General features: G+C 61.3%; 17 protein-coding genes and 1 other RNA gene. All 18 read right to left on the bottom strand.

Going from position 1 to position 19752, the window contains the following annotated elements:
* Positions 1 to 140: 140 nt before the first annotated feature.
* The 18 genes from lpxC to rsmI all read right to left on the bottom strand — a co-directional run bounded on the left by lpxC (position 141) and on the right by rsmI (position 19693).
* The gene (gene lpxC, locus JFU48_RS12615; protein WP_007961638.1) at positions 141 to 1052 is read right to left on the bottom strand and encodes a UDP-3-O-acyl-N-acetylglucosamine deacetylase; all 912 of its coding nucleotides are present in this window, start codon (positions 1050 to 1052) and stop codon (positions 141 to 143) included.
* 112 nt (positions 1053 to 1164) lie between these two features.
* The gene (gene ftsZ, locus JFU48_RS12610; protein ID WP_003228013.1) at positions 1165 to 2361 is read right to left on the bottom strand and encodes a cell division protein FtsZ; all 1197 of its coding nucleotides are present in this window, start codon (positions 2359 to 2361) and stop codon (positions 1165 to 1167) included.
* A 68-nt stretch (positions 2362 to 2429) separates the two neighbouring features.
* Positions 2430 to 3689, bottom strand: coding sequence for a cell division protein FtsA (gene ftsA / locus JFU48_RS12605; RefSeq protein WP_003228014.1), 1260 nt, complete (start codon positions 3687 to 3689; stop codon positions 2430 to 2432).
* A 15-nt stretch (positions 3690 to 3704) separates the two neighbouring features.
* Complete coding sequence (locus tag JFU48_RS12600) at positions 3705 to 4571, bottom strand: cell division protein FtsQ/DivIB (RefSeq protein ID WP_003228015.1); 867 nt, start codon at positions 4569 to 4571, stop codon at positions 3705 to 3707.
* A 4-nt stretch (positions 4572 to 4575) separates the two neighbouring features.
* Entirely contained in the window at positions 4576 to 5550 is a 975-nt protein-coding gene (locus JFU48_RS12595; RefSeq protein WP_003228016.1) for a D-alanine--D-alanine ligase, read from the bottom strand.
* On the bottom strand, positions 5547 to 7007 hold the full coding sequence (murC, locus tag JFU48_RS12590) for a UDP-N-acetylmuramate--L-alanine ligase (RefSeq protein ID WP_201136629.1): 1461 nt from the start codon (positions 7005 to 7007) through the stop codon (positions 5547 to 5549). Before murC ends, JFU48_RS12595 begins: the two co-directional genes overlap by 4 nt.
* Positions 7000 to 8070 carry an undecaprenyldiphospho-muramoylpentapeptide beta-N-acetylglucosaminyltransferase gene (gene murG / locus JFU48_RS12585; protein WP_003228017.1) on the bottom strand — a complete coding sequence of 357 codons (1071 nt, stop codon included), beginning with the start codon at positions 8068 to 8070 and terminating at the stop codon, positions 7000 to 7002. Before murG ends, murC begins: the two co-directional genes overlap by 8 nt.
* Positions 8060 to 9277, bottom strand: a complete 1218-nt coding sequence (gene ftsW, locus JFU48_RS12580; RefSeq protein WP_003228018.1) for a putative lipid II flippase FtsW — start codon at positions 9275 to 9277, stop codon at positions 8060 to 8062. Before ftsW ends, murG begins: the two co-directional genes overlap by 11 nt.
* Positions 9274 to 10620 (bottom strand): UDP-N-acetylmuramoyl-L-alanine--D-glutamate ligase, encoded by a 1347-nt coding sequence (gene murD, locus JFU48_RS12575; RefSeq protein WP_201136628.1) that lies wholly within the window; start codon positions 10618 to 10620, stop codon positions 9274 to 9276. Before murD ends, ftsW begins: the two co-directional genes overlap by 4 nt.
* A gap of 5 nt (positions 10621 to 10625) precedes the next feature.
* Positions 10626 to 11708: a phospho-N-acetylmuramoyl-pentapeptide-transferase gene (gene mraY / locus JFU48_RS12570; RefSeq protein ID WP_003228019.1), complete on the bottom strand. Its 1083-nt coding sequence runs from the start codon at positions 11706 to 11708 to the stop codon at positions 10626 to 10628.
* Complete coding sequence (locus JFU48_RS12565; protein ID WP_201136627.1) at positions 11708 to 13075, bottom strand: UDP-N-acetylmuramoyl-tripeptide--D-alanyl-D-alanine ligase; 1368 nt, start codon at positions 13073 to 13075, stop codon at positions 11708 to 11710. Before JFU48_RS12565 ends, mraY begins: the two co-directional genes overlap by 1 nt.
* Positions 13068 to 14531 carry a UDP-N-acetylmuramoyl-L-alanyl-D-glutamate--2,6-diaminopimelate ligase gene (locus JFU48_RS12560; protein ID WP_201136626.1) on the bottom strand — a complete coding sequence of 488 codons (1464 nt, stop codon included), beginning with the start codon at positions 14529 to 14531 and terminating at the stop codon, positions 13068 to 13070. The genes JFU48_RS12565 and JFU48_RS12560 overlap by 8 nt, the downstream gene beginning before the upstream one ends.
* Positions 14531 to 16270 (bottom strand): peptidoglycan D,D-transpeptidase FtsI family protein, encoded by a 1740-nt coding sequence (locus JFU48_RS12555; RefSeq protein ID WP_198286827.1) that lies wholly within the window; start codon positions 16268 to 16270, stop codon positions 14531 to 14533. Before JFU48_RS12555 ends, JFU48_RS12560 begins: the two co-directional genes overlap by 1 nt.
* Positions 16270 to 16563 carry a cell division protein FtsL gene (gene ftsL / locus JFU48_RS12550; protein ID WP_003228022.1) on the bottom strand — a complete coding sequence of 98 codons (294 nt, stop codon included), beginning with the start codon at positions 16561 to 16563 and terminating at the stop codon, positions 16270 to 16272. The genes JFU48_RS12555 and ftsL overlap by 1 nt, the downstream gene beginning before the upstream one ends.
* Complete coding sequence (gene rsmH, locus JFU48_RS12545) at positions 16560 to 17507, bottom strand: 16S rRNA (cytosine(1402)-N(4))-methyltransferase RsmH (protein ID WP_003228024.1); 948 nt, start codon at positions 17505 to 17507, stop codon at positions 16560 to 16562. Before rsmH ends, ftsL begins: the two co-directional genes overlap by 4 nt.
* Positions 17504 to 17959 (bottom strand): division/cell wall cluster transcriptional repressor MraZ, encoded by a 456-nt coding sequence (mraZ, locus tag JFU48_RS12540; RefSeq protein WP_003228026.1) that lies wholly within the window; start codon positions 17957 to 17959, stop codon positions 17504 to 17506. The genes rsmH and mraZ overlap by 4 nt, the downstream gene beginning before the upstream one ends.
* Before the next feature lie 401 nt (positions 17960 to 18360).
* Positions 18361 to 18714, bottom strand: an RNA gene (gene rnpB, locus JFU48_RS12535) — RNase P RNA component class A.
* Positions 18715 to 18787: 73 nt separating this feature from the next.
* Positions 18788 to 19693: a 16S rRNA (cytidine(1402)-2'-O)-methyltransferase gene (rsmI, locus tag JFU48_RS12530; RefSeq protein ID WP_201136625.1), complete on the bottom strand. Its 906-nt coding sequence runs from the start codon at positions 19691 to 19693 to the stop codon at positions 18788 to 18790.
* Between the last annotated feature and the right edge of the window lie 59 nt (positions 19694 to 19752).

Here is a 19752-nt window from a genome sequence, read left to right as displayed (position 1 = left end):
AGCCCGCTCCCACAAGGGAACGCATTCCAAATGTGGGAGCGGGCTTGCTCGCGAAGAGGCCAGAACAGACAACATCAAATTCAGGGCATAAAAAAAGGCCATCCGAAGATGGCCTTCAAAAAACTAGAGAGGTTTTTTACTTACACCGCCGCAACCGGGCGCATGTAAGAGATCGGTGCAGTGCTGGCGTCTTCGAACGTCACGACTTCCCACGCATCTGTCTGCTCAATCAACTTGCGCAGCAGCTGGTTGTTCAGTGCATGACCGGACTTGAAGCCTTTGAACTCACCAATCAGGCTGTTACCCAGCAGGTACAGGTCGCCAATCGCATCGAGGATCTTGTGCTTCACGAATTCGTCTTCGTAGCGAAGGCCGTCTTCGTTCAGTACACCATCGGAATCAACCACGATCGCGTTTTCAACGCTGCCGCCGAGTGCGAGGTTGTGCTTGCGCAGGTACTCGATGTCACTCATGAAACCGAAAGTACGGGCGCGGCTGACTTCTTTTACGAACGAAGTGCTGGAAAAATCCACGCTTGCACTTTGGGTGCGGTCCCGGAAAACCGGGTGATCGAAATCGATCTCGAAGCTCACCTTGAACCCTTCGAAAGGGACGAAAGTGGCGCGCTTGTCGCCGTCTTCCACTGTCACTTCACGCAGGATGCGGATGAATTTCTTGGCGGCGTCCTGCTCTTCCAGGCCAGCCGATTGAATCAGGAATACGAACGGTCCAGCGCTGCCATCCATGATCGGGACTTCGGACGCGGAGAGCTCGACGTAGGCGTTATCGATGCCCAGGCCAGCCATGGCCGAGAGCAAGTGCTCTACCGTGTCCACTTTGACGTCGCCGTTGATCAGCGTCGTCGACATAGTGGTTTCACCAACGTTTTCCGCGCGGGCAGGAATCTGCACCACAGGGTCGAGGTCAGCGCGACAAAACACAATGCCAGTGTCGACAGGCGCAGGCTTGAGGGTCAGGTAGACCTTCTCCCCGGAGTGCAGGCCTACACCTGTGGCACGGATAATATTTTTCAGTGTGCGTTGTTTAATCATGGCTTGGGCCGCTTCAGCGCAAATTGCGAACTGGTATCAACAAAGGCTGGCGATAATAGCAGACCGAGCCTTTGCTGAACACCAATCACCGTCATAGCCCTGATACATTCCATCAATCGGCCTGACGACGCAGGAATGCCGGGATGTCCAGGTAATCCAGATCGTCCTGCGGGTTCATCTTCGCGGCAGTCGCAGCACCGGCCTGAGCCTGGTTGCGCATGACGGTCGGACGGTCCAGGTCACGGTAGTTCACCGCCGGAGCTTCCTGACGCGCAGGAGCCGGTTGTTGAACCTGAGCGGAAGCCATGGAGGTGTGAACGGTGTTGTCGATGACCTTCACAGGCTTCTCGATTTTCGCGCCCAGACCGGTGGCAACCACGGTGACGTGCAGTTCGTCGCGCATGTCCGGATCGATAACGGTACCGACCTTGACCATCGCGTGCTCGGAAGCGAAGGCTTCGATGATGCTACCCACGTCGGAGTACTCACCCAGGGACAGGTCAGGACCGGCGGTGATGTTCACCAGAATGCCGCGTGCACCTTGCAGGTTCACGTCTTCCAGCAGCGGGTTGCGGATGGCCGCTTCGGTCGCTTCACGTGCACGGTTCGGACCGCTGGCGCAGCCAGTGCCCATCATCGCCATGCCCATTTCGCTCATCACGGTACGCACGTCGGCGAAGTCGACGTTGATCATGCCCGGACGCTTGATGATGTCGGAGATACCGCGAACGGCACCGGCCAGGACGTCGTCAGCCTTGGCGAAAGCCGACAGCAGGCTGGCGTCTTTACCGAGGATGGTCAGCAGCTTCTCGTTAGGGATGGTGATCAACGAGTCGACGCTTTCGGAGAGCATGCGGATGCCTTCGTCGGCGATCTGCATACGCTTGCGGCCTTCGAACGGGAACGGACGGGTCACGACCGCAACGGTCAGGATGCCCATTTCCTTGGCCACTTCGGCGATGATCGGCGCAGCACCGGTACCGGTACCACCGCCCATGCCGGTGGTGATGAACACCATGTTGGTGCCGGCCAGCACTTCAGCGATGCGCTCGCGATCTTCCAGCGCAGCCTGACGGCCGACTTCCGGGTTGGCGCCGGCGCCCAGGCCTTTGGTCACACCGGTGCCCAGTTGCAGGATGGTACGCGCGCCGATGTTTTTCAGCGCTTGAGCATCGGTGTTGGCGCAGATGAATTCAACGCCTTCGATGTTGCTCTTGACCATGTGGTTGACAGCGTTGCCGCCGCCACCGCCGACACCGATAACTTTGATTACCGGGCTTGCGGGGATGTTGTCTACGAGTTCGAACATTTTCCCTCTCCTTACATTCTCTAGTTTTTTCGCCTACTGCATTTTTGTTGCGGTGTTGCGGTAAAGCTTTAGAAGTTGCCTTGAACCCACTTCTTCAATCGGTCCAGCAACGGCGCCTGCGGCTCATCGTTGCTGTAGCTGTCGCGGCTGCCGATGCCGGAGAACGAGATCCCGTCGGACTGCTTCTGCAGGCCGTACATCAACAAGCCAACGCCAGTGGAATAAATCGGGTTGCGCACCACGTCATCCAGGCCCTTCACGCCGTGCGGCACGCCCAGACGAACCGGCATGTGGAAGATTTCTTCGGCCAGCTCGGTGGCGCCTTCCATCTTCGAAGTACCGCCGGTCAGCACGATGCCCGCCGGGATCAGGTCTTCGTAGCCGCTGCGACGCAGCTCGGCCTGAATCAGGGTGAACAGTTCGTCGTAACGCGGCTCGACCACTTCGGCCAGGGCCTGACGCGACAGTTCGCGCGGTGGACGGTCGCCAACGCTCGGCACCTTGATGGTTTCGCCGGCACCGGCCAGTTTGGCCAGGGCGCAGGCGTAGCGAATCTTGATCTCTTCGGCGTACTGGGTCGGGGTGCGCAACGCCATGGCGATGTCGTTGGTCACCTGATCACCGGCAATCGGGATCACCGCGGTGTGGCGGATCGCGCCTTCGGTGAAGATCGCGATGTCGGTGGTGCCGCCGCCGATGTCGACCAGGCACACACCCAACTCTTTTTCGTCGTCGGTCAGCACCGAGTAGGCCGAGGCCAATTGCTCGAGAATGATGTCGTCGATTTCCAGACCGCAGCGACGCACACATTTTTCAATGTTCTGTGCAGCATTGACGGCGCAGGTGACCACGTGAACCTTGGCTTCCAGACGGACGCCGGACATGCCCAGCGGCTCGCGGACGCCTTCCTGGTTATCGATCACGTAATCCTGCGGCAGGGTGTGCAGCACGCGCTGGTCAGCCGGGATCGCCACGGCCTGGGCGGCATCGAGTACGCGCTCCAGGTCAGCCGAGCTCACTTCGCGGTCACGAATCGCCACGATGCCGTGGGAGTTCAGGCTGCGGATGTGATTGCCGGCCACGCCGACGAACGCCGAGTGAATGCGGCAGCCCGCCATCAGTTGGGCCTCTTCGATCGCGCGCTGGATCGATTGCACGGTCGACTCGATGTTCACCACCACGCCCTTCTTCAGGCCGCGGGACGGGTGAGTACCGATACCGACGATTTCCAGCGTGCCGTCGTCCGCGACCTCGCCTACCAGCGCCACCACCTTGGAGGTGCCGATATCCAGACCGACGATCATTTTGCCGCTTTGCACGTTTGCCATGGGTCCTGCCTCTTCTTAATTCTTTGCGACAGCGGGTTTGTCTGTCGTCGGCGCTGCAGGTTCCCGCCAGCCAACAGCGAGGCCGTTGGCGTAGCGCAGATCGATGCGCGCAATGTTCGTAATCTGGTCTTTAAGCGTCTTGTCATAGATGGCAATGAAGCGGCGCATCTTTTCCACCAGGTTGCCGCGTCCCAGCAGCAACTCGATGCCGGGGCCGGAACTGCCGGCACCGGTGGTCAGGAACCAGCTGCCACGTTCACGCAATTCCAGGCGCGCGATCGAGAAGCCCAGCGGCCGGAGCATCTGGCTCAGCACCTGATACTGCTGCATCACTTGCTGCTGGGCCCGTTGTGGACCGAACAGCTGTGGCAGGTGTTCGTAGTTCGCCAGTTCCTTTGGCGTAAATGCCTGGCCCTGGTTGTTGAGCAGCGACTCGTCGCCCCAACGGGCCACCGGCAGTTGCTCTTCAAGGCGGATCACCACTTGATCCGGCCACACCCGGCGTACTTCGGCGTGGGCGATCCATGGCATCTGTTCAAGCTCGGTGCGCATCCCGGCCAAGTCGATGGTGAAAAAGCTCGACGCCACGTACGGGGCGATTCGCTGCTGCACCGCCTGCTGGCTGATGTAACTCAGGTCACCCTGCACGGCGATCTTGGTGATCGGCCGGTCGGCGTACGGCAGCAAGCGCTGCGCACCTTCGTAGGTACCGAACCCGAGCACCACCAGCAGTACCGGCCAGAACAGGCTTTTCAGAAAGCCGAAATTGGCTTTCGGCAGGCGCGCGGACATCGGCTCTTTGGCCACCATTCGGCTGGCACCCCGCGGCACCGGCTTGCGGCCGGGTGCGGGTGGCTGATGTCTGAGCTGAGCGCCTTGCATGGTCTTAACCTCGCGCCTCTGTATGACCGGAGCCTTCAACACTGGCGGCCAGAATGGCCAGAACCAGTTGCTGGAAGTCCAGACCGGCAGCACGGGCCGCCATCGGCACCAGGCTGTGATCGGTCATGCCCGGTGCGGTGTTCACTTCCAGGAACCAGAACTGACCGTCGGCGTCCTGCATCACGTCCGCCCTGGCCCAACCGGCAATACCCAGCGCCTCACAGGCCTTGGCCGTGAGATCCATGAGTTCCTGTTCCTTGGTGGCATCCAGCCCGCACGGAATGCGGTACTGGGTATCGTTGGCGATGTATTTGGCGTCGTAGTCGTAGAACGTGTGCGGTGTACCCAGGGCGATAGGAGGCAACACCTGGTCACGCAGGGTGGCGATGGTGAACTCCGGACCTTGAATCCATTGCTCGACCAAGACTTGCGAATCGTAGGTACTGGCCGCTTTCCATGCGTCGATCAACTCGGACGCAGAACTCACTTTGGCCATCCCGATACTTGAACCTTCATGCGCCGGTTTGACGATCAAAGGGAAGCCCAGTTCCGTCGCCGCGGAAATACAATCGGCTTCGCTGCACAGCACGGCGTGACGCGGCGTCGGAATCCCGAGGCTGTGCCAGACCTGCTTGGTGCGCAGCTTGTCCATTGCCAGTGCCGAGGCAAGGATGCCGCTGCCGGTGTACGGAATGCCGGCACACTCGAGCAGGCCCTGCATCGAGCCGTCTTCACCGCCACGACCGTGGAGGATGATGAACGCGCGGTCGATCTTTTCGTTCAGCAGACGCTGCAGAAAATCCTCGCCGACGTCGATCCCGAACGCGTCCACGCCAGCGCTTTGCAGCGCGTCGAGCACGGCGTTACCGGATTTCAGCGAAACCTCACGCTCGGCACTCATGCCACCGAACAGCACGGCGACACGGCCGAAATCTTTCGGCGCGATGGTGGAGAACAGGTTGGCGTAGGCAGCAGTCATTTCAACTTCCCCTCGACCGACGCAGCCACGGCGCCGGCGAACAACTCACTTTTCAACAGTTTTGGTGCGAGACCGCCGATATCACCGGCGCCCTGGCACAGCAGAATGTCGCCGGCACGCAGCAGCGGCTTGACCAGCGGCGCGAGGTCGACACCGCGTTCGATGTAGATCGGGTCGAGCTGACCGCGCTGACGGATGCTGTTGCACAGTTTGCGGCTGTCCGCGCCCGGAATCGGCTCTTCGCCGGCCGGATAGACTTCCATCAGCAGCAGCACGTTGGCGTCGGCCAGTACATTGACGAAATCGTCGTACAGGTCACGGGTGCGGCTGTAGCGATGCGGCTGGTAGACCATCACCAGACGGCGGTCCGGCCAGCCACCGCGCACGGCTTTGATCACCGCAGCGACTTCGGTCGGGTGGTGACCGTAGTCGTCGACCAGCATCACATTGCCGCCGTCCACCGGCAGTTCGCCGTAGACCTGGAAGCGTCGGCCGACACCCTGGAAACCGGACAGGCCCTGGACGATGGCTTCGTCGCTGACGCCTTCGTCGCTGGCGATGCAGATGGTCGCCAACGAGTTGAGCACGTTGTGGTTGCCCGGCATGTTCACGGACACGTCCAGCGGCTCGCGATCCGGGCGCAGCACGGTGAAGAAAGTCTGCATGCCTTGCTGGCGCACATTGATCGCGCGCACGTCGGCGTCTTCGCTGAAGCCGTAGGTCACGGTCGGACGTTTGACCAGCGGCAGGATTTCACGCACCACCGGATCGTCCAGGCACATTACCGCCAAACCGTAGAACGGCAGGTTGTGCAGGAACTCGACGAAGGTTTTCTTCAGTTTGTTGAAATCACCGTCGTAGGTCGCCATATGGTCGGCGTCGATGTTGGTGACCACGGCCACCAGCGGTTGCAGGTGCAGGAAGCTCGCGTCGCTTTCGTCGGCTTCGGCGATCAGGTAGCGGCTGGTGCCGAGCTGGGCATTGGTGCCCGCGGCATTCAGACGGCCACCGATAACGAAAGTCGGGTCCAGGCCACCGGCGGCGAACACCGAAGCGATCAGGCTGGTGGTGGTGGTCTTGCCGTGGGTACCGGCGACGGCGATGCCGTGGCGATAGCGCATCAGCTCGGCGAGCATTTCGGCACGTGGCACCACTGGGATACGGCGCTCAAGAGCGGTCGCCACTTCCGGGTTGGAGGTGTTGACAGCACTCGACACCACCAGCACGTCAGCGGTAGCGGCGTTCTCGGCACGGTGGCCGATATAGATGTGCGCACCGAACGATTCCAGACGCTCGGTTACTGGCGAAGCTTTCAGGTCGGAACCGGACACTTCATAGCCCAGGTTCAACAACACTTCGGCAATGCCGCACATGCCCACGCCGCCGATACCGACGAAGTGGATGCGACGGATGCGGCGCATTTCCGGTTGTGGCATGGCTTTCTGATTCTCAACCATGGGCCACCTCCAGGCAGGTATCGACCACGCTACGGGTGGCATCGGGTTTGGCCAGACGGCGGGCCGCTTGGGCCATTTCTTCGAGTCGTTGCGGTTGCATCAAGACCTCTGTCAGGCGCGCGGCAAGGTCCGCGGCACCAGTCGTTCTTTGCGGCATCACGAAGGCTGCGCCTTCACGGGCCAAATAATCGGCGTTGCGGGTCTGGTGATCGTCGATCGCGTGGGGCAAAGGCACCAGCATCGAGGGCAGACCAACGGCAGCCAGCTCACTGATGGTCAGCGCGCCAGCGCGGCACACCACCAGGTCAGCCCAGCCATAGGCCTGGGCCATGTCTTTGATAAAGGGCTGCACCTGCGCATCCACGCCGGCGGCGCGGTAGCGCTCTGCAGTCACTTCATCGTGGTTTTTGCCGGCCTGATGAAACACTTCCGGACGCAAATCGGCAGGGACTTGCGCCAGGGCTTCAGGCAGCAACTTGTTCAACGGTTCTGCGCCAAGGCTTCCGCCGAGGATCAGCAAACGCGCTTTGCGCCCGGCCAGAGCCGGTCGCGATGTTTCGAGGAACAGCTCGCTGCGCACCGGGTTTCCGGTGGTACGGCGGGTGTCCGACAGAGTAAAGGTGTCGGGGAACGCTTCACACACCCGGGCGGCGAACGGCACCAGCAACCGATTGGCGGTGCCGGCCACAGCGTTCTGCTCGTGAACGATCACCGGCACACCGGCCAGTTTCGCGGCAATCCCGCCCGGGCCGGTCACATAACCACCGAAGCCGACCACGCAGACTGGACGCAGCTGGCGAATCACTGCCCGCGCCTGCCACACCGACTTGAGCAGCATGAACGGTGCCTTGAGCAGCGACAGCTTGCCCTTGCCACGCAATCCGGTGGCGTTGATGCGATGCAGTTCAAGACCTGCAGCCGGCACCAGTTCGTTTTCGATTCCGCGGGGCGTGCCGAGCCAGTGCACGGTGTAGCCGCGCGCCTGGAATTCACGGGCACAGGACAGCGCCGGGAACACGTGGCCGCCGGTGCCGCCGGCCATGATCAATACGTTAGCGCCCATGGTTCGGCTCCTCGGCGAAGTCGCTCTCATGGAACTCCATCTCTTCACTGCCCAGGTGGGTCCGACTCTCCCACTCGATCCTCAGCAGCAAGCCGAGGCAGGCACAGCAGATCACCAGGGAACTGCCGCCATAACTGAGGAACGGCAGGGTCAGGCCCTTGGTCGGCAGCAGACCGACGTTCACCCCGATGTTGATCAGGAACTGACCGATCCACAGGAACGACAGACCGTAGGCCACATAAGCGGCGAAGAACTGCTTGGCTTTTTCGGCCCACAGACCGATGTACATGCCGCGAATACACACGAACACGAACAGCGCCACGGTGCACAGCGAACCCACCGCACCCAGCTCTTCGGCCAGTACGGAGAACACGAAGTCGGTGTGCGCTTCAGGCAGGTAGAACTGTTTCTGCACGCTGTTGCCCAGGCCAACGCCCAGCCACTCACCGCGACCGAAGGCAATCAACGCCTGCGACAACTGATAACCGGCGCCGAACTGGTCGGCCCACGGGTCGGCGAAGTTGGTCAGACGCGCCATCCGGTAGGGCTGCATCTGAATCAGCAAGACCACGGCCCCGACTGCGAGAACCACCATCAGCGAGAAGCGGAACAGCCCGACCCCGCCGAGGAACAGCATCGCTGCCGCAGCGCCCATCATTACCACGGTGGCGCCGAAGTCCGGCTCCATCAGCAACAGCCCCGCCATCGGCAGCAGCACGATGAACGGCTTGAAGAAGCCCATCCAGCTCTCGCGCACTTCTTTCTGACGACGTACCAGATAACCGGCGAGGTAGATCACCACAAACACCTTGGCGATCTCGGACGGCTGAACGTTGAAGAAGCTGAAACCGATCCAGCGCATCGACCCGTTCACTTCACGGCCGATCCCGGGGACGATCACCATCACCAGCAGACCGAAGGCGCCGATCAGCATCATCCAGCCCAGGCGCTGCCAGGTGGCGATCGGAATCATCATGGTAATGATGCAGGCACCCAGGCCCAGCGCCACATAGATCAGGTGGCGAATCATGTAGTACAGCGCGCTGCCCGACTGCGCCGCCGCCACTTCGGTGGAGGCCGAGGCGATCATGATCAGGCCAAGGCCCAGCAACGCCAGGCAACCGGCGAGCATCGGGAAGTCGAGGTCGATGCCACGGCCGGTGATGATCGGCGACGGGTACGGCTTGATGATATTGCGCAGGCTCATGCCAGATCCTCCACGGCGCGGACGAACTGGTGACCACGGTCTTCGTAATTCTTGAACATGTCGAAACTGGCGCAGGCTGGCGACAGCAGCACCACGTCACCCGGCTGGGCGACCGCGCGGCATTGCTCGACGGCTTCAACCAGCGAACCGGCGCGAATCAGCGGTACCGCATCGCCGATGGCTGCGCCGATCTTGTCGGAGTCGCGGCCCATCAGGATCACGGCGCGGCAGTTGGCCGCCACTGGATCGCGCAGATCCTTGAACTCGGCACCCTTGCCGTCGCCACCGGCGATCAGCACGACTTTGCCGTCGATGTCCGCGCCCAGGCCTTCGATGGCGGCCAGTGCGGCGCCGACGTTGGTCGCCTTGGAATCGTTGTAGTAACCCACACCGTCGAGATCACGCACCCACTGGCAGCGGTGTTCGAGACCGGCGAAATTGCGCAGGGCATCGAGCATGGCGTCGAACGGCAGGCCGACCGCATGCCCCAGCGCCAGCGCCGCGAGGGCGTTGGCCTGGTTATGCGCGCCGCGCACTTTCAGTTCGCGCACCGGCATCAGGTTCTGGAATTCGAAGGCCAGGTATTTCTCGCCAACTTCTTCGCGCAGACCGAAAGCCTTGAAATCCGGTTTGTTCAGACCGAAGGTCCAGCATGGCTGGCCCTCGCCGATCAGCGGACGGCTGAGTGCGTCCTGACGGTTGACCACAAACTGCTTCGCGCCACGGAAGATCCGGTGCTTGGCCAGGTGATACGCCGGCAGGCCGCTGTAGCGGTCCATGTGGTCTTCGCTGATGTTCAGCACGGTGGCTACTTCAGCGTTGAGCTGGTCGGTGGTTTCCAGTTGGAAGCTCGACAGCTCCATCACGTACAGCTCGACGTCGTCGCTGAGCAACTCCAGCGCTGGCGTACCGAGGTTGCCGCCCACCGCCACGCGTTTGCCGGCCGCAGCCGCCATCTCGCCGACCAGGGTGGTGACGGTGCTTTTCGCGTTGGAACCGGTGATGGCCACGATCGGCGCCCGCGCGTTACGCGCGAACAGCTCGATGTCGCCGGCCATTTTCACACCGCGGGCAGCAGCGGCTTGCAGGGCCGGGGTCGCCAGCGCCAGGCCGGGGCTCACGTAGAGCTCGTCGGCACGGCACAGGAATTCGACGTCCAGCTCGCCACAACGCACTTCCACGTGCGGATAGTCACGCTTGAGCGTGGCCAGTTCCGGTGGATTGTCCCGCGTATCGGCGACGGCAAACGACACACCCCGGTTCGCCAGGAAGCGAACCAGGGACATGCCGCTCTTGCCGAGGCCGACAACGATGCGGAAGTGGTCAGAAGCGATCAGAGACACTCGTTCTACCTCAGCTTCAGGGTGGCAAGGCCGATCAGCACGAGAATCACGGTGATGATCCAGAAACGGACGATCACGCGTGGCTCGGGCCAGCCCTTGAGTTCAAAGTGGTGATGAATCGGTGCCATGCGGAACACTCGGCGACCGGTCATCTTGAAAGAAGCAACCTGGATCACCACCGACAGGGTTTCCATTACGAACACGCCGCCCATGATGAACAGGACGATTTCCTGACGGACGATGACCGCGATGGTGCCCAGTGCCGCGCCGAGCGCCAGCGCACCGACGTCGCCCATGAACACTTGCGCCGGGTAGGTGTTGAACCAGAGGAATCCGAGGCCGGCACCGATCAGCGCGCCGCAGAACACGATCAGCTCGCCCGCGCCCGGCACGTAAGGGATCAGCAGGTATTCGGCGAATTTCACGTTACCCGACAGGTAGCAGAAGATCCCCAGACCGCCGCCGACCATAACGGTTGGCATGATCGCCAGACCGTCGAGGCCGTCAGTCAGGTTGACCGCGTTGCTCGAACCGACGATCACGAAGTAGGTCAGCACGATGAACCCGGCGCCCAGCGGAATGCTGTAGTCCTTGAGCATCGGCAGGATCAGCGTGGTTTCCACCGGCGTCGCAGCAGTCATATAAAGGAAGATCGCCGCGCCCAGACCGAACACCGACTGCCAGAAATACTTCCAGCGGCTTGGCAAGCCACGGGAGTTCTTCTCGATCACTTTGCGGTAATCGTCGACCCAGCCGATGGCGCCGAACAGCAGGGTCACCAGCAGCACGACCCACACGTAACGGTTGCTCAGGTCAGCCCACAGCAGGGTGCTGACACCGATGGAGGACAGAATCAGTGCGCCGCCCATGGTCGGCGTACCCGATTTGGACAGGTGCGATTGCGGGCCGTCATTGCGCACGGACTGGCCGATCTGACGGTTCTGCAGGGTGCGGATCATCCACGGGCCATAGCACAGCGACAAAACCAGCGCGGTCAGCACACCGAGGATCCCGCGCAGGGTCAGGTACTGGAAGACCGCGAAGCCTTTGTAGAACTGTTGCAGATACTCCGCTAGCAGCAGCAGCATTAATGTTTCTCCAGACTGGACCCGCACAGAGCCGCAACGATGTTTTCCATCGCTGCACTGCGCGAACCCTTGATCAAAATGGTGGTGTTTGTGTCCTGCTCGGCGTCGAGGGCCTGGATCAGTTCGGCTTGCGTGCCGAAGTGATGCGCCTCTTTGCCGAATGCGTTCACGGCGTGGACCATGTTCGGTCCGACCGCGTAAAGCGCGGAAACCTTGCCCCGGGCATATTCGCCCACGTCGCGGTGCCCCTGCTCCGCCCAATCGCCCAACTCGCCGATATCTCCGAGCACCAGGACGGTGCGGCCGGAAAAGCCGGCGAGTATATCAACGGCAGCGCACATGGAGGTGGGGTTTGCGTTGTAAGTGTCATCGATCACGCGCATGCCGTTCTTCGCCAGTTGCGCGACGGTGCGACCCTTGACCGGTTGTACCGCGCCAAGCCCGGTGGCGATGCCGAACAGCGACACGCCCAGAGCGTGCGCGGCAGCAGCGGCGGCCATGGCGTTGGCGACGTTATGGGTGCCGAGCAGGTTCAGTTGAACGTGCTCCACACCTTCAGGTGTATGCAGGTTGAAGGCCGGGCAACCCCGGGCATCGGTGCTCAGGTCGCTGGCGTAGAAATCTGCCTGAGGATTGTTCAGGGAGAAGGTCAGCACCTTTCGTCCGCCAGCGCGGAGCTTCCAGATACCGAACGCCTTGTCATCGAGGTTGAGCACGGCAATGCCATCCGCCGCCAGCCCGTCGATGATCTCGCCTTTGGCTTCGACGATTTTTTCCGGCCCGCCGAACTCGCCAACGTGGGCGGTACCGGCATTGTTGAGGATCGCCACGTGCGGCTTGGTCAGCCCGACGGTGTAGGCGATTTCGCCCAGACGCGAAGCACCCAGTTCGATCACGGCGGCGGTGTGTTCCGGCGCCAGTTCGAGCAGGGTCAGCGGTGCGCCGAGATCGTTGTTCAGATTGCCACGGGTCGCCAGCACCGGACCGCGAGTACGCAGGATGCTCGCGAGCATTTCCTTGACCGTGGTCTTGCCGCTGGAGCCAGTGATGGCCGCGACTGGCTGGGTGAACGCGGCCCGGTTCAACGCCCCCAACTGGCCGAGGGCCTGGCGGGTGTCCTTGACCAGCAGTTGCGGCAGGGTGCTGTCGGGCACTTCACGCTCGACCAGCGCCGCGACCGCGCCTTTGCCGGCGACGTCGTTCAGATAGTCGTGACCATCGAAGCGCGGGCCAGTCAGGGCAATAAACAGTTGGCCAGCGGTGATCGCCCGGCTATCGATGCTGACGCCATCAAAACTGGCGTCGGTGCTGATCAGACGTGCGTCGAGCACGTTGCTCAGTTCGCTCAACTTCAGGGCCTTAAGCATGAGCCACCTCCCATGCGGTGAGGGCATGATCGGCTTCGACCAGATCGGAGAAAGCGTGACGCTCGCCGTTGATTTCCTGATAGTCCTCATGGCCTTTGCCCGCCAGGACGATCACGTCATCCGCCGAGGCAGCGGCGATCAGCTGGGCGATCGCCTGACCACGACCGGCAACAAAAGTGACTTTATCCACAGCGGTGAAGCCGGCACGGATGTCGTCGAAAATCTGCGCCGGATCTTCCGTGCGCGGGTTGTCATCGGTGACCAGCACGCGGTCGGCCAGACGTTCGACCACTTCAGCCATCAGCGGACGCTTGCCACGATCACGATCACCACCGCAACCGAACAGGCATAGCAACTGCCCTTTGACGTGTGGACGCAGCGCGGTCAGAACTTTTTCAAGCGCATCCGGGGTGTGGGCGTAATCGACCACCACCAGCGGCTGAGTGCCGCCACCCAGACGCTGCATGCGTCCGGCCGGGCCTTCGAGCTTCGGCAGCACCTTGAGAATTTCGTCGAGGGCGTAATCCAGACCGAGCAAGGCGCCGACCGCCGCCAGTACGTTGCTCAGGTTGAAACGACCGAGCAGCGTGCTGCGCAGGTGATGCTCGCCCTGCGGCGTGACCAGCGTGGCGCGCACGCCGTGGTCATCGAACTGCGCTTCACGGCAGAACAGGTAGGCGCTGTTGTCGAGCAGGCTGTAAGTGATCAGGCGCGAATCGCGCTTTTCGGCGGCCAGTTGCCGGCCGAAATCGTCGTCGAGGTTGACCACGCGGCACTTCAGGTCATTCCAGGCGAACAGCTTGGCCTTGGCCTCGGCGTACGCCTCCATGGTGCCGTGATAATCCAGGTGATCGCGGGACAAGTTGGTCATTACCGCGACGTCGAACGCCAATGCGGTAACGCGGCCCTGGTCCAGACCGTGTGAGGAGACTTCCATGGCCACGGCTTTGGCCCCGGCCTTTTTCAGGTCGCCGAGGGTCGCTTGCACGGCAATCGGATTCGGCGTGGTGTGCAGGCCGCTTTCCAGCGCGCCATAAAAGCCGGAACCCAGCGTACCGACGATGCCGCAGTGCTGGCCGAGCAGATCCAGAGCCTGCGCAACCAGTTGGGTCACGCTGGTTTTGCCGTTGGTGCCAGTGACCCCGACCAGGTTCAGGTGATGGCTTGGTTCACCATAAAAGCGCCCGGCGATATCGGACAGCTGCGAAGCCAGGCCTTTGACCGGGATCAGCGGCACTTCGGTGATCGGCAGCACGGTGGCGCCTTCCACTTCATAGGCAACCGCCGCCGCGCCGCGCTGCAAGGCATCGGCGATGTGCGCACGGCCATCGAACTTACCGCCCGGGACGGCAAGGAACAGGTCACCGGCGCGTACGTTGCGACTGTCCAGCGCCAATTCACGGATCAGCAGATCGCGGCCGGCGTGGGGGAATATCTTGTTCAGACTAAGAGACATCAGCCGCGCCCTCCATTGGCTTTCAGCGGAACGGCCGGCGTAGCGTTGGCCTGTTGGGTGGTCGGCAGGTTGTCCGGGGTCACGTTCATCAGACGCAGAGTGCCGGACATCACACGGCTGAACACCGGCGCCGAAACCAGACCACCGAAGTAACCGGCCTTGGACGGTTCATCGATCACTACCACGATGGCGTAGCGCGGATCGCTCATCGGCCCGAAACCGGCGAACAGCGAGCGGTAGGAGTTTTCGGCGTAGCCCTTGGTGCCCACCGAAGTCTTACGCGCAGTACCCGATTTGCCGGCCACGTGATACGCCGGCACCTGCGCACGGAACACGCCGCGCGGTGCTTCGATCACTTGCTGCAACATGCCTTGCATGGTTTTCGCGACCGCTTCCGGCAGCACCTGGGTGGTCTGCGGCGGCTTGTCGGTTTTGATCAGGGTCAGTGGTGCGAGACGACCGTTGTTGGCCAGCGCCGAGAACGCGTGAACCAGCTGGATCGCGGTCACGGAAATACCGTAGCCATACGACAGCGTCGCGGTTTCAGCCTTGCGCCAGTCACGATAGTTCGGCAGGTTGCCGACGCGCTCGCCCGGGAAGCCGAGACCGGTATCCTGGCCAAGGCCGACTTTCTGCGCGAGACGGTAAATGGTCTCACCGCCGATATCGAACGCGACCTTACTCATGCCGACGTTACTGGAATTGATCAGGATGCCGGTCATGTCGAGTACCGGACCTTCGGTCTTCGAAACGTCCTTGATGGTGTACTTGCCGATCTGCAGCGAGCCCGGGTACACCTCGACGGTGTCGGTCGGTTTCCAGCGGCCGGATTCGATCGCCGCGCTCATCGAGATCGCTTTCATGGTCGAACCCGGTTCGAACACGTCGATCATCGCGCGGTTACGCATCATCGCCGGCTGCAGGTTGCGACGGTTGTTCGGGTTGTAGGTCGGCTGGTTGACCATGGCGAGAATCTCGCCGGTCTTCACGTCCATGATCACCAGACTGCCGGCCTTGGCGCCGTTCTCGATGATCGCGTTGCGCAGCTCGCGGTTGGCCAGGTATTGCAGACGCAGGTCAATCGACAACGCCAAGGGCTTGCCGGCCTTGGCGTTCTTGGTGACCTGGACATCCTTGATCAGCCGACCACGCCGATCCTTGATGACCTGCCGTTTGCCCGGCACCCCGGCCAGCCACTCGTCGTAGGCCAGCTCGACGCCTTCGCGCCCGTGATCGTCAATGTCGGTAAAGCCGACCATGTGTGCGGTGACTTCACCGGCCGGATAGAAGCGGCGGAACTCTTCGATGCCGTAGACGCCCGGCACTTTCAGGTCCAGCACAGCCTGACCCTGCTCGGGGGTCAGCCCGCGCACCAGATAAATGAATTCTTTGTTGGCCTGGGCTTCAAGACGCTCGGCCAAGGCTTTCGGATCCTGCCCCAGCGCAGCGGCGAGTGCTGGCCACTTTTCTTTGGCCAGTTGCATTTCCTTGGCGTTGGCCCACAGCGTGGTCACCGGCGTACTGACGGCCAGGGGCTCGCCGTTACGGTCAGTAATCAGACCACGGTGTGCAGGAATCGGGATATGACGAACACTGCGCGCGTCGCCCTGCCCCTTGAGGAAGTCTCGGTCGATCACTTGCAGGTCGATGATGCGCCAGCAGATCGCGGCCACCATGACACCGAGCAGACCAACGACCAGACGGAAGCGCCACGGGAAGAGTGCCCCTTCGAGTTTCATCATGGCGCCACCATCTTCACGTCAGCCGCGCCAGGGATGTGCATTTTCAGTTGTTCGGTGGCCAGCACTTCGATGCGGCTGTGCGCGGTCCAGGTGCTCTGTTCGAGAATCAGGCGCCCCCACTCGGCCTGCGCCTTGTCGCGCACGCTGAGTTCGTTGTAAAGGGTGTTGAGCAACTGGCGGTTCCAGTGCGCGCTGTAAGACACGCCGATGGCCGACACGAGCACGCCGATAAACAGCAGCAACATGATAAAGCTGCCGCCAGGCAGGGGCTTGGCGAAAAGCTTGCTCACCGCAACTTCTCCGCGACACGCATCACAGCGCTACGGGAACGTGGGTTGGCTTTGAGTTCGGCGTCGGAGGCCGTCTGCGCTTTGCCATGGATTTTGATTTTCGGTTCGAACGCGACGTGGCGCACGGGCAGGTTGCGCGGCAGGTTGTCGGCTTCGCCTTTCACCAGTTTGCGCATGAACAGTTTGACGATGCGGTCTTCCAGCGAGTGGAAGCTGATGACCACCAGACGGCCACCGACCTCCAGAGCCTCCAGCGCGGCTTCGAGGCCCGCCTCCAGATCGCCCAGTTCGTTGTTGACGTGAATACGCAGGCCCTGGAATGCACGGGTCGCCGGGTTCTTGCCCTTCTCCCACGCCGGGTTGGCGACTTTGAGGACCTCGGCCAGATCAGCGGTGCGCTCGAACGGCTTGATGTCGCGGCGCTCGGCCACGGCACGGGCCATGCGGCCGGAGAAACGCTCTTCGCCGTATTCCTTGAACACCCGGGCGATTTCTTCCACCGGCGCGGTGTTGACGAACTCGGCGGCACTGATGCCACGGGACGGGTCCATGCGCATGTCCAGTGGGCCGTCATTGAGGAAACTGAAGCCGCGTTCGGCGTCATCCAGCTGCGGCGAAGACACGCCGAGATCGAGCAGGATACCGCTGACCTTGCCGCTCAGACCTTGCTCGGCAACCACCGAACCCAGCTCGGCAAAGCTGCGCTGCACAACGACAAAGCGGCCGTCTTCGGCCGCTAGCGTTTGCCCGGTGGCAATCGCTTGAGGATCCTTGTCGAATCCGATGAGCCGACCGTCCGTCCCAAGCTGGCTGAGGATCAGCCGACTGTGCCCGCCGCGACCGAACGTACCGTCCAGATAGCAGCCATCAGGACGTACGGCGAGAGCCTCGACGGCTTCGTCAAGCAGTACGGTGATGTGGTTAAAGCCGCTATCAATAGTCACAGGATCAAATCACGCAGTTCGTCAGGCATGGCGCCCGGTTGTTGAATAGCAGCAAGGTCAGCGGCAGACACCGCGTTCCATGCATCCTCGTCCCACAATTGGAACTTGTTCAGTTGGCCCACCAGCATCGCTTTCTTATCAAGCTTTGCGTATTCGCGCAGACGCGGTGGAACCAGAAAACGACCACTGCCGTCGAGTTCGAGGTCGACGGCATTACCAATCAATAAACGCTGCAGGCGACGGTTCTCTTCGCGAAGCGAAGGGAGTGCGCGCAACTTGGTTTCAATAATTTCCCACTCGTCGAGCGGGTAGACACACAGGCACGGATCAACGGCATCAATGGTCACGATCAATTGACCGGAACTACGCGAAACGAGCTCGTCACGGTACCGGCTCGGCATGGCGAGACGGCCCTTTGCATCGAGACTGATAGCGTTAGCTCCGCGAAACACGTCAGCGTTTCTCCAATTTTTATCGTTTTGAGCTCAAAAAACCCACTTCATGCCACTTTCCGCCACTTGCGCACACTATAGGAATGCGCCCACCACACCGTCAAGGCGCGGATTAAAGGAAAACCCTTACAGAACGGAGATTTAGGAGCTTAAAAGGAGGGGTAACGACAATTTGGCAGATACTTTCGACCAATAACTTGATGCAGCACTGAAAGCTGCGCTCGGAAGTTAAAGTAATTTGTTAAGAGTAAGATTTTTTCGGTATTACAAAAGCGCTTCTGCTGTTGATTGAAGCAAGGTGGGAAATGGCTATTACTGCATTTGCCGCTGCCGGACTTTAGCGCAGGCCTGCCGATAATAACCAGCCCTGATGCCATTGATTCAAGCAGGGAAAGAAAAAGGTGGAGAGTCGATCTGTAAGCCGGGTTCTGTCTTGAACAGTCATTCGTCTACGATGGCCATCACTGGACATCTTTAGCAACCTACCCGGTCCCAGCGCGGGCCACGCCTTGGGACCCTATTTGGTCTTGCTCCAAGTGGGGTTTACCTAGCCACGAACTGTTGCCAGACGTGCGGTGCGCTCTTACCGCACCTTTTCACCCTTACCGGCGCCGAAGCGCTTAGGCGGTTATTTTCTGTGGCACTTTCCGTAGGCTCACGCCTCCCAGGCATTACCTGGCACTTCGCCCTATGGAGCCCGGACTTTCCTCCCCCCCCTAATTTTCATAGAGGGCAGCGACTGTCCGATCGACTCTCCGCCGCGAAGGTTAACGGCAGAGCGCCCGAAGAACAAGCGCTAATAGCCGTGAAACCTGTCTGCGCGACGGCTTACTCGCCCTTCTGCTGATCCAGTGCGACCTGATAAAGCACGTTTTTGCGCTCACCGGTGATTTGTGCGGCCAGGGCGGCGGCACGCTTGAGCGGCATCTCTTCGAGCAGCAGATTGAGGACGCGCATCGCTTCGCTGCTGACGGCATCTTCGGACTCCGGTGCAGACCAGCCTGCGACCAGCACCACACACTCGCCCCGCTGCTGATTGCTGTCGGACTCGACAAACGCACGCAGCTCAGCCAGCGGCAACCCCTTAAGCGTTTCGAACGTCTTGGTGATTTCCCGGGCCAGCAATGCCTGACGCTCGCGACCGAACACGGCTTCCATGTCCTGCAGGCATTCGAGAATACGGTGCGGGGCCTCGTAGAAAATCAGCGTGCGCGGCTCTTCCTTGACCGCTTCCAGACGCGCCTTACGCCCCACCGACTTGGCTGGCAGGAAACCTTCGAAAATGAATCGGTCGGAGGGCAGACCTGCCGCCGACAGTGCTGCAATCAATGCACACGCACCCGGCACCGGCACCACATTGATCCCCGCTGCCCGCGCCTGACGCACCAGGTGATAACCCGGATCGGAGATCAGCGGCGTCCCGGCATCGGAAATCAGCGCGACGTTATCGCCCGCCAGCAAACGGGTAATAAAGCGGCTACCTTCATCACGTTCGTTGTGTTCGTGGCACGCGGCCAACGGCGTCGAAATGCCGAAGTGCTGCATCAACCGCGCCGAGTGCCGCGTATCCTCGGCGGCAATCAGCGCCACTTCACGGAGGATTTTCAGGGCCCGGGCGCTGATGTCGTCCAGGTTGCCGATGGGCGTCGCCACCACATAAAGCGAGCCAGCAGCGGAATTCAAAGGACCTGGAGCAGTCAAAGCGCACACCTCATGATCGGTAAAAGCCGGCATTGTAGCGCGTCACGAGGCTTGCGATGCGTTCCGGCCGAAGCCGGTTTTGCGCGTCTTTG

Origin of the sequence: Pseudomonas sp. TH49, from assembly GCF_016650625.1 — a bacterium.
Lineage (GTDB): Bacteria > Pseudomonadota > Gammaproteobacteria > Pseudomonadales > Pseudomonadaceae > Aquipseudomonas > Aquipseudomonas fluorescens_H.
The sequence above is the reverse complement of the archived record's forward strand: the minus strand, read 5'-3'. Positions and strand labels throughout refer to the sequence as shown.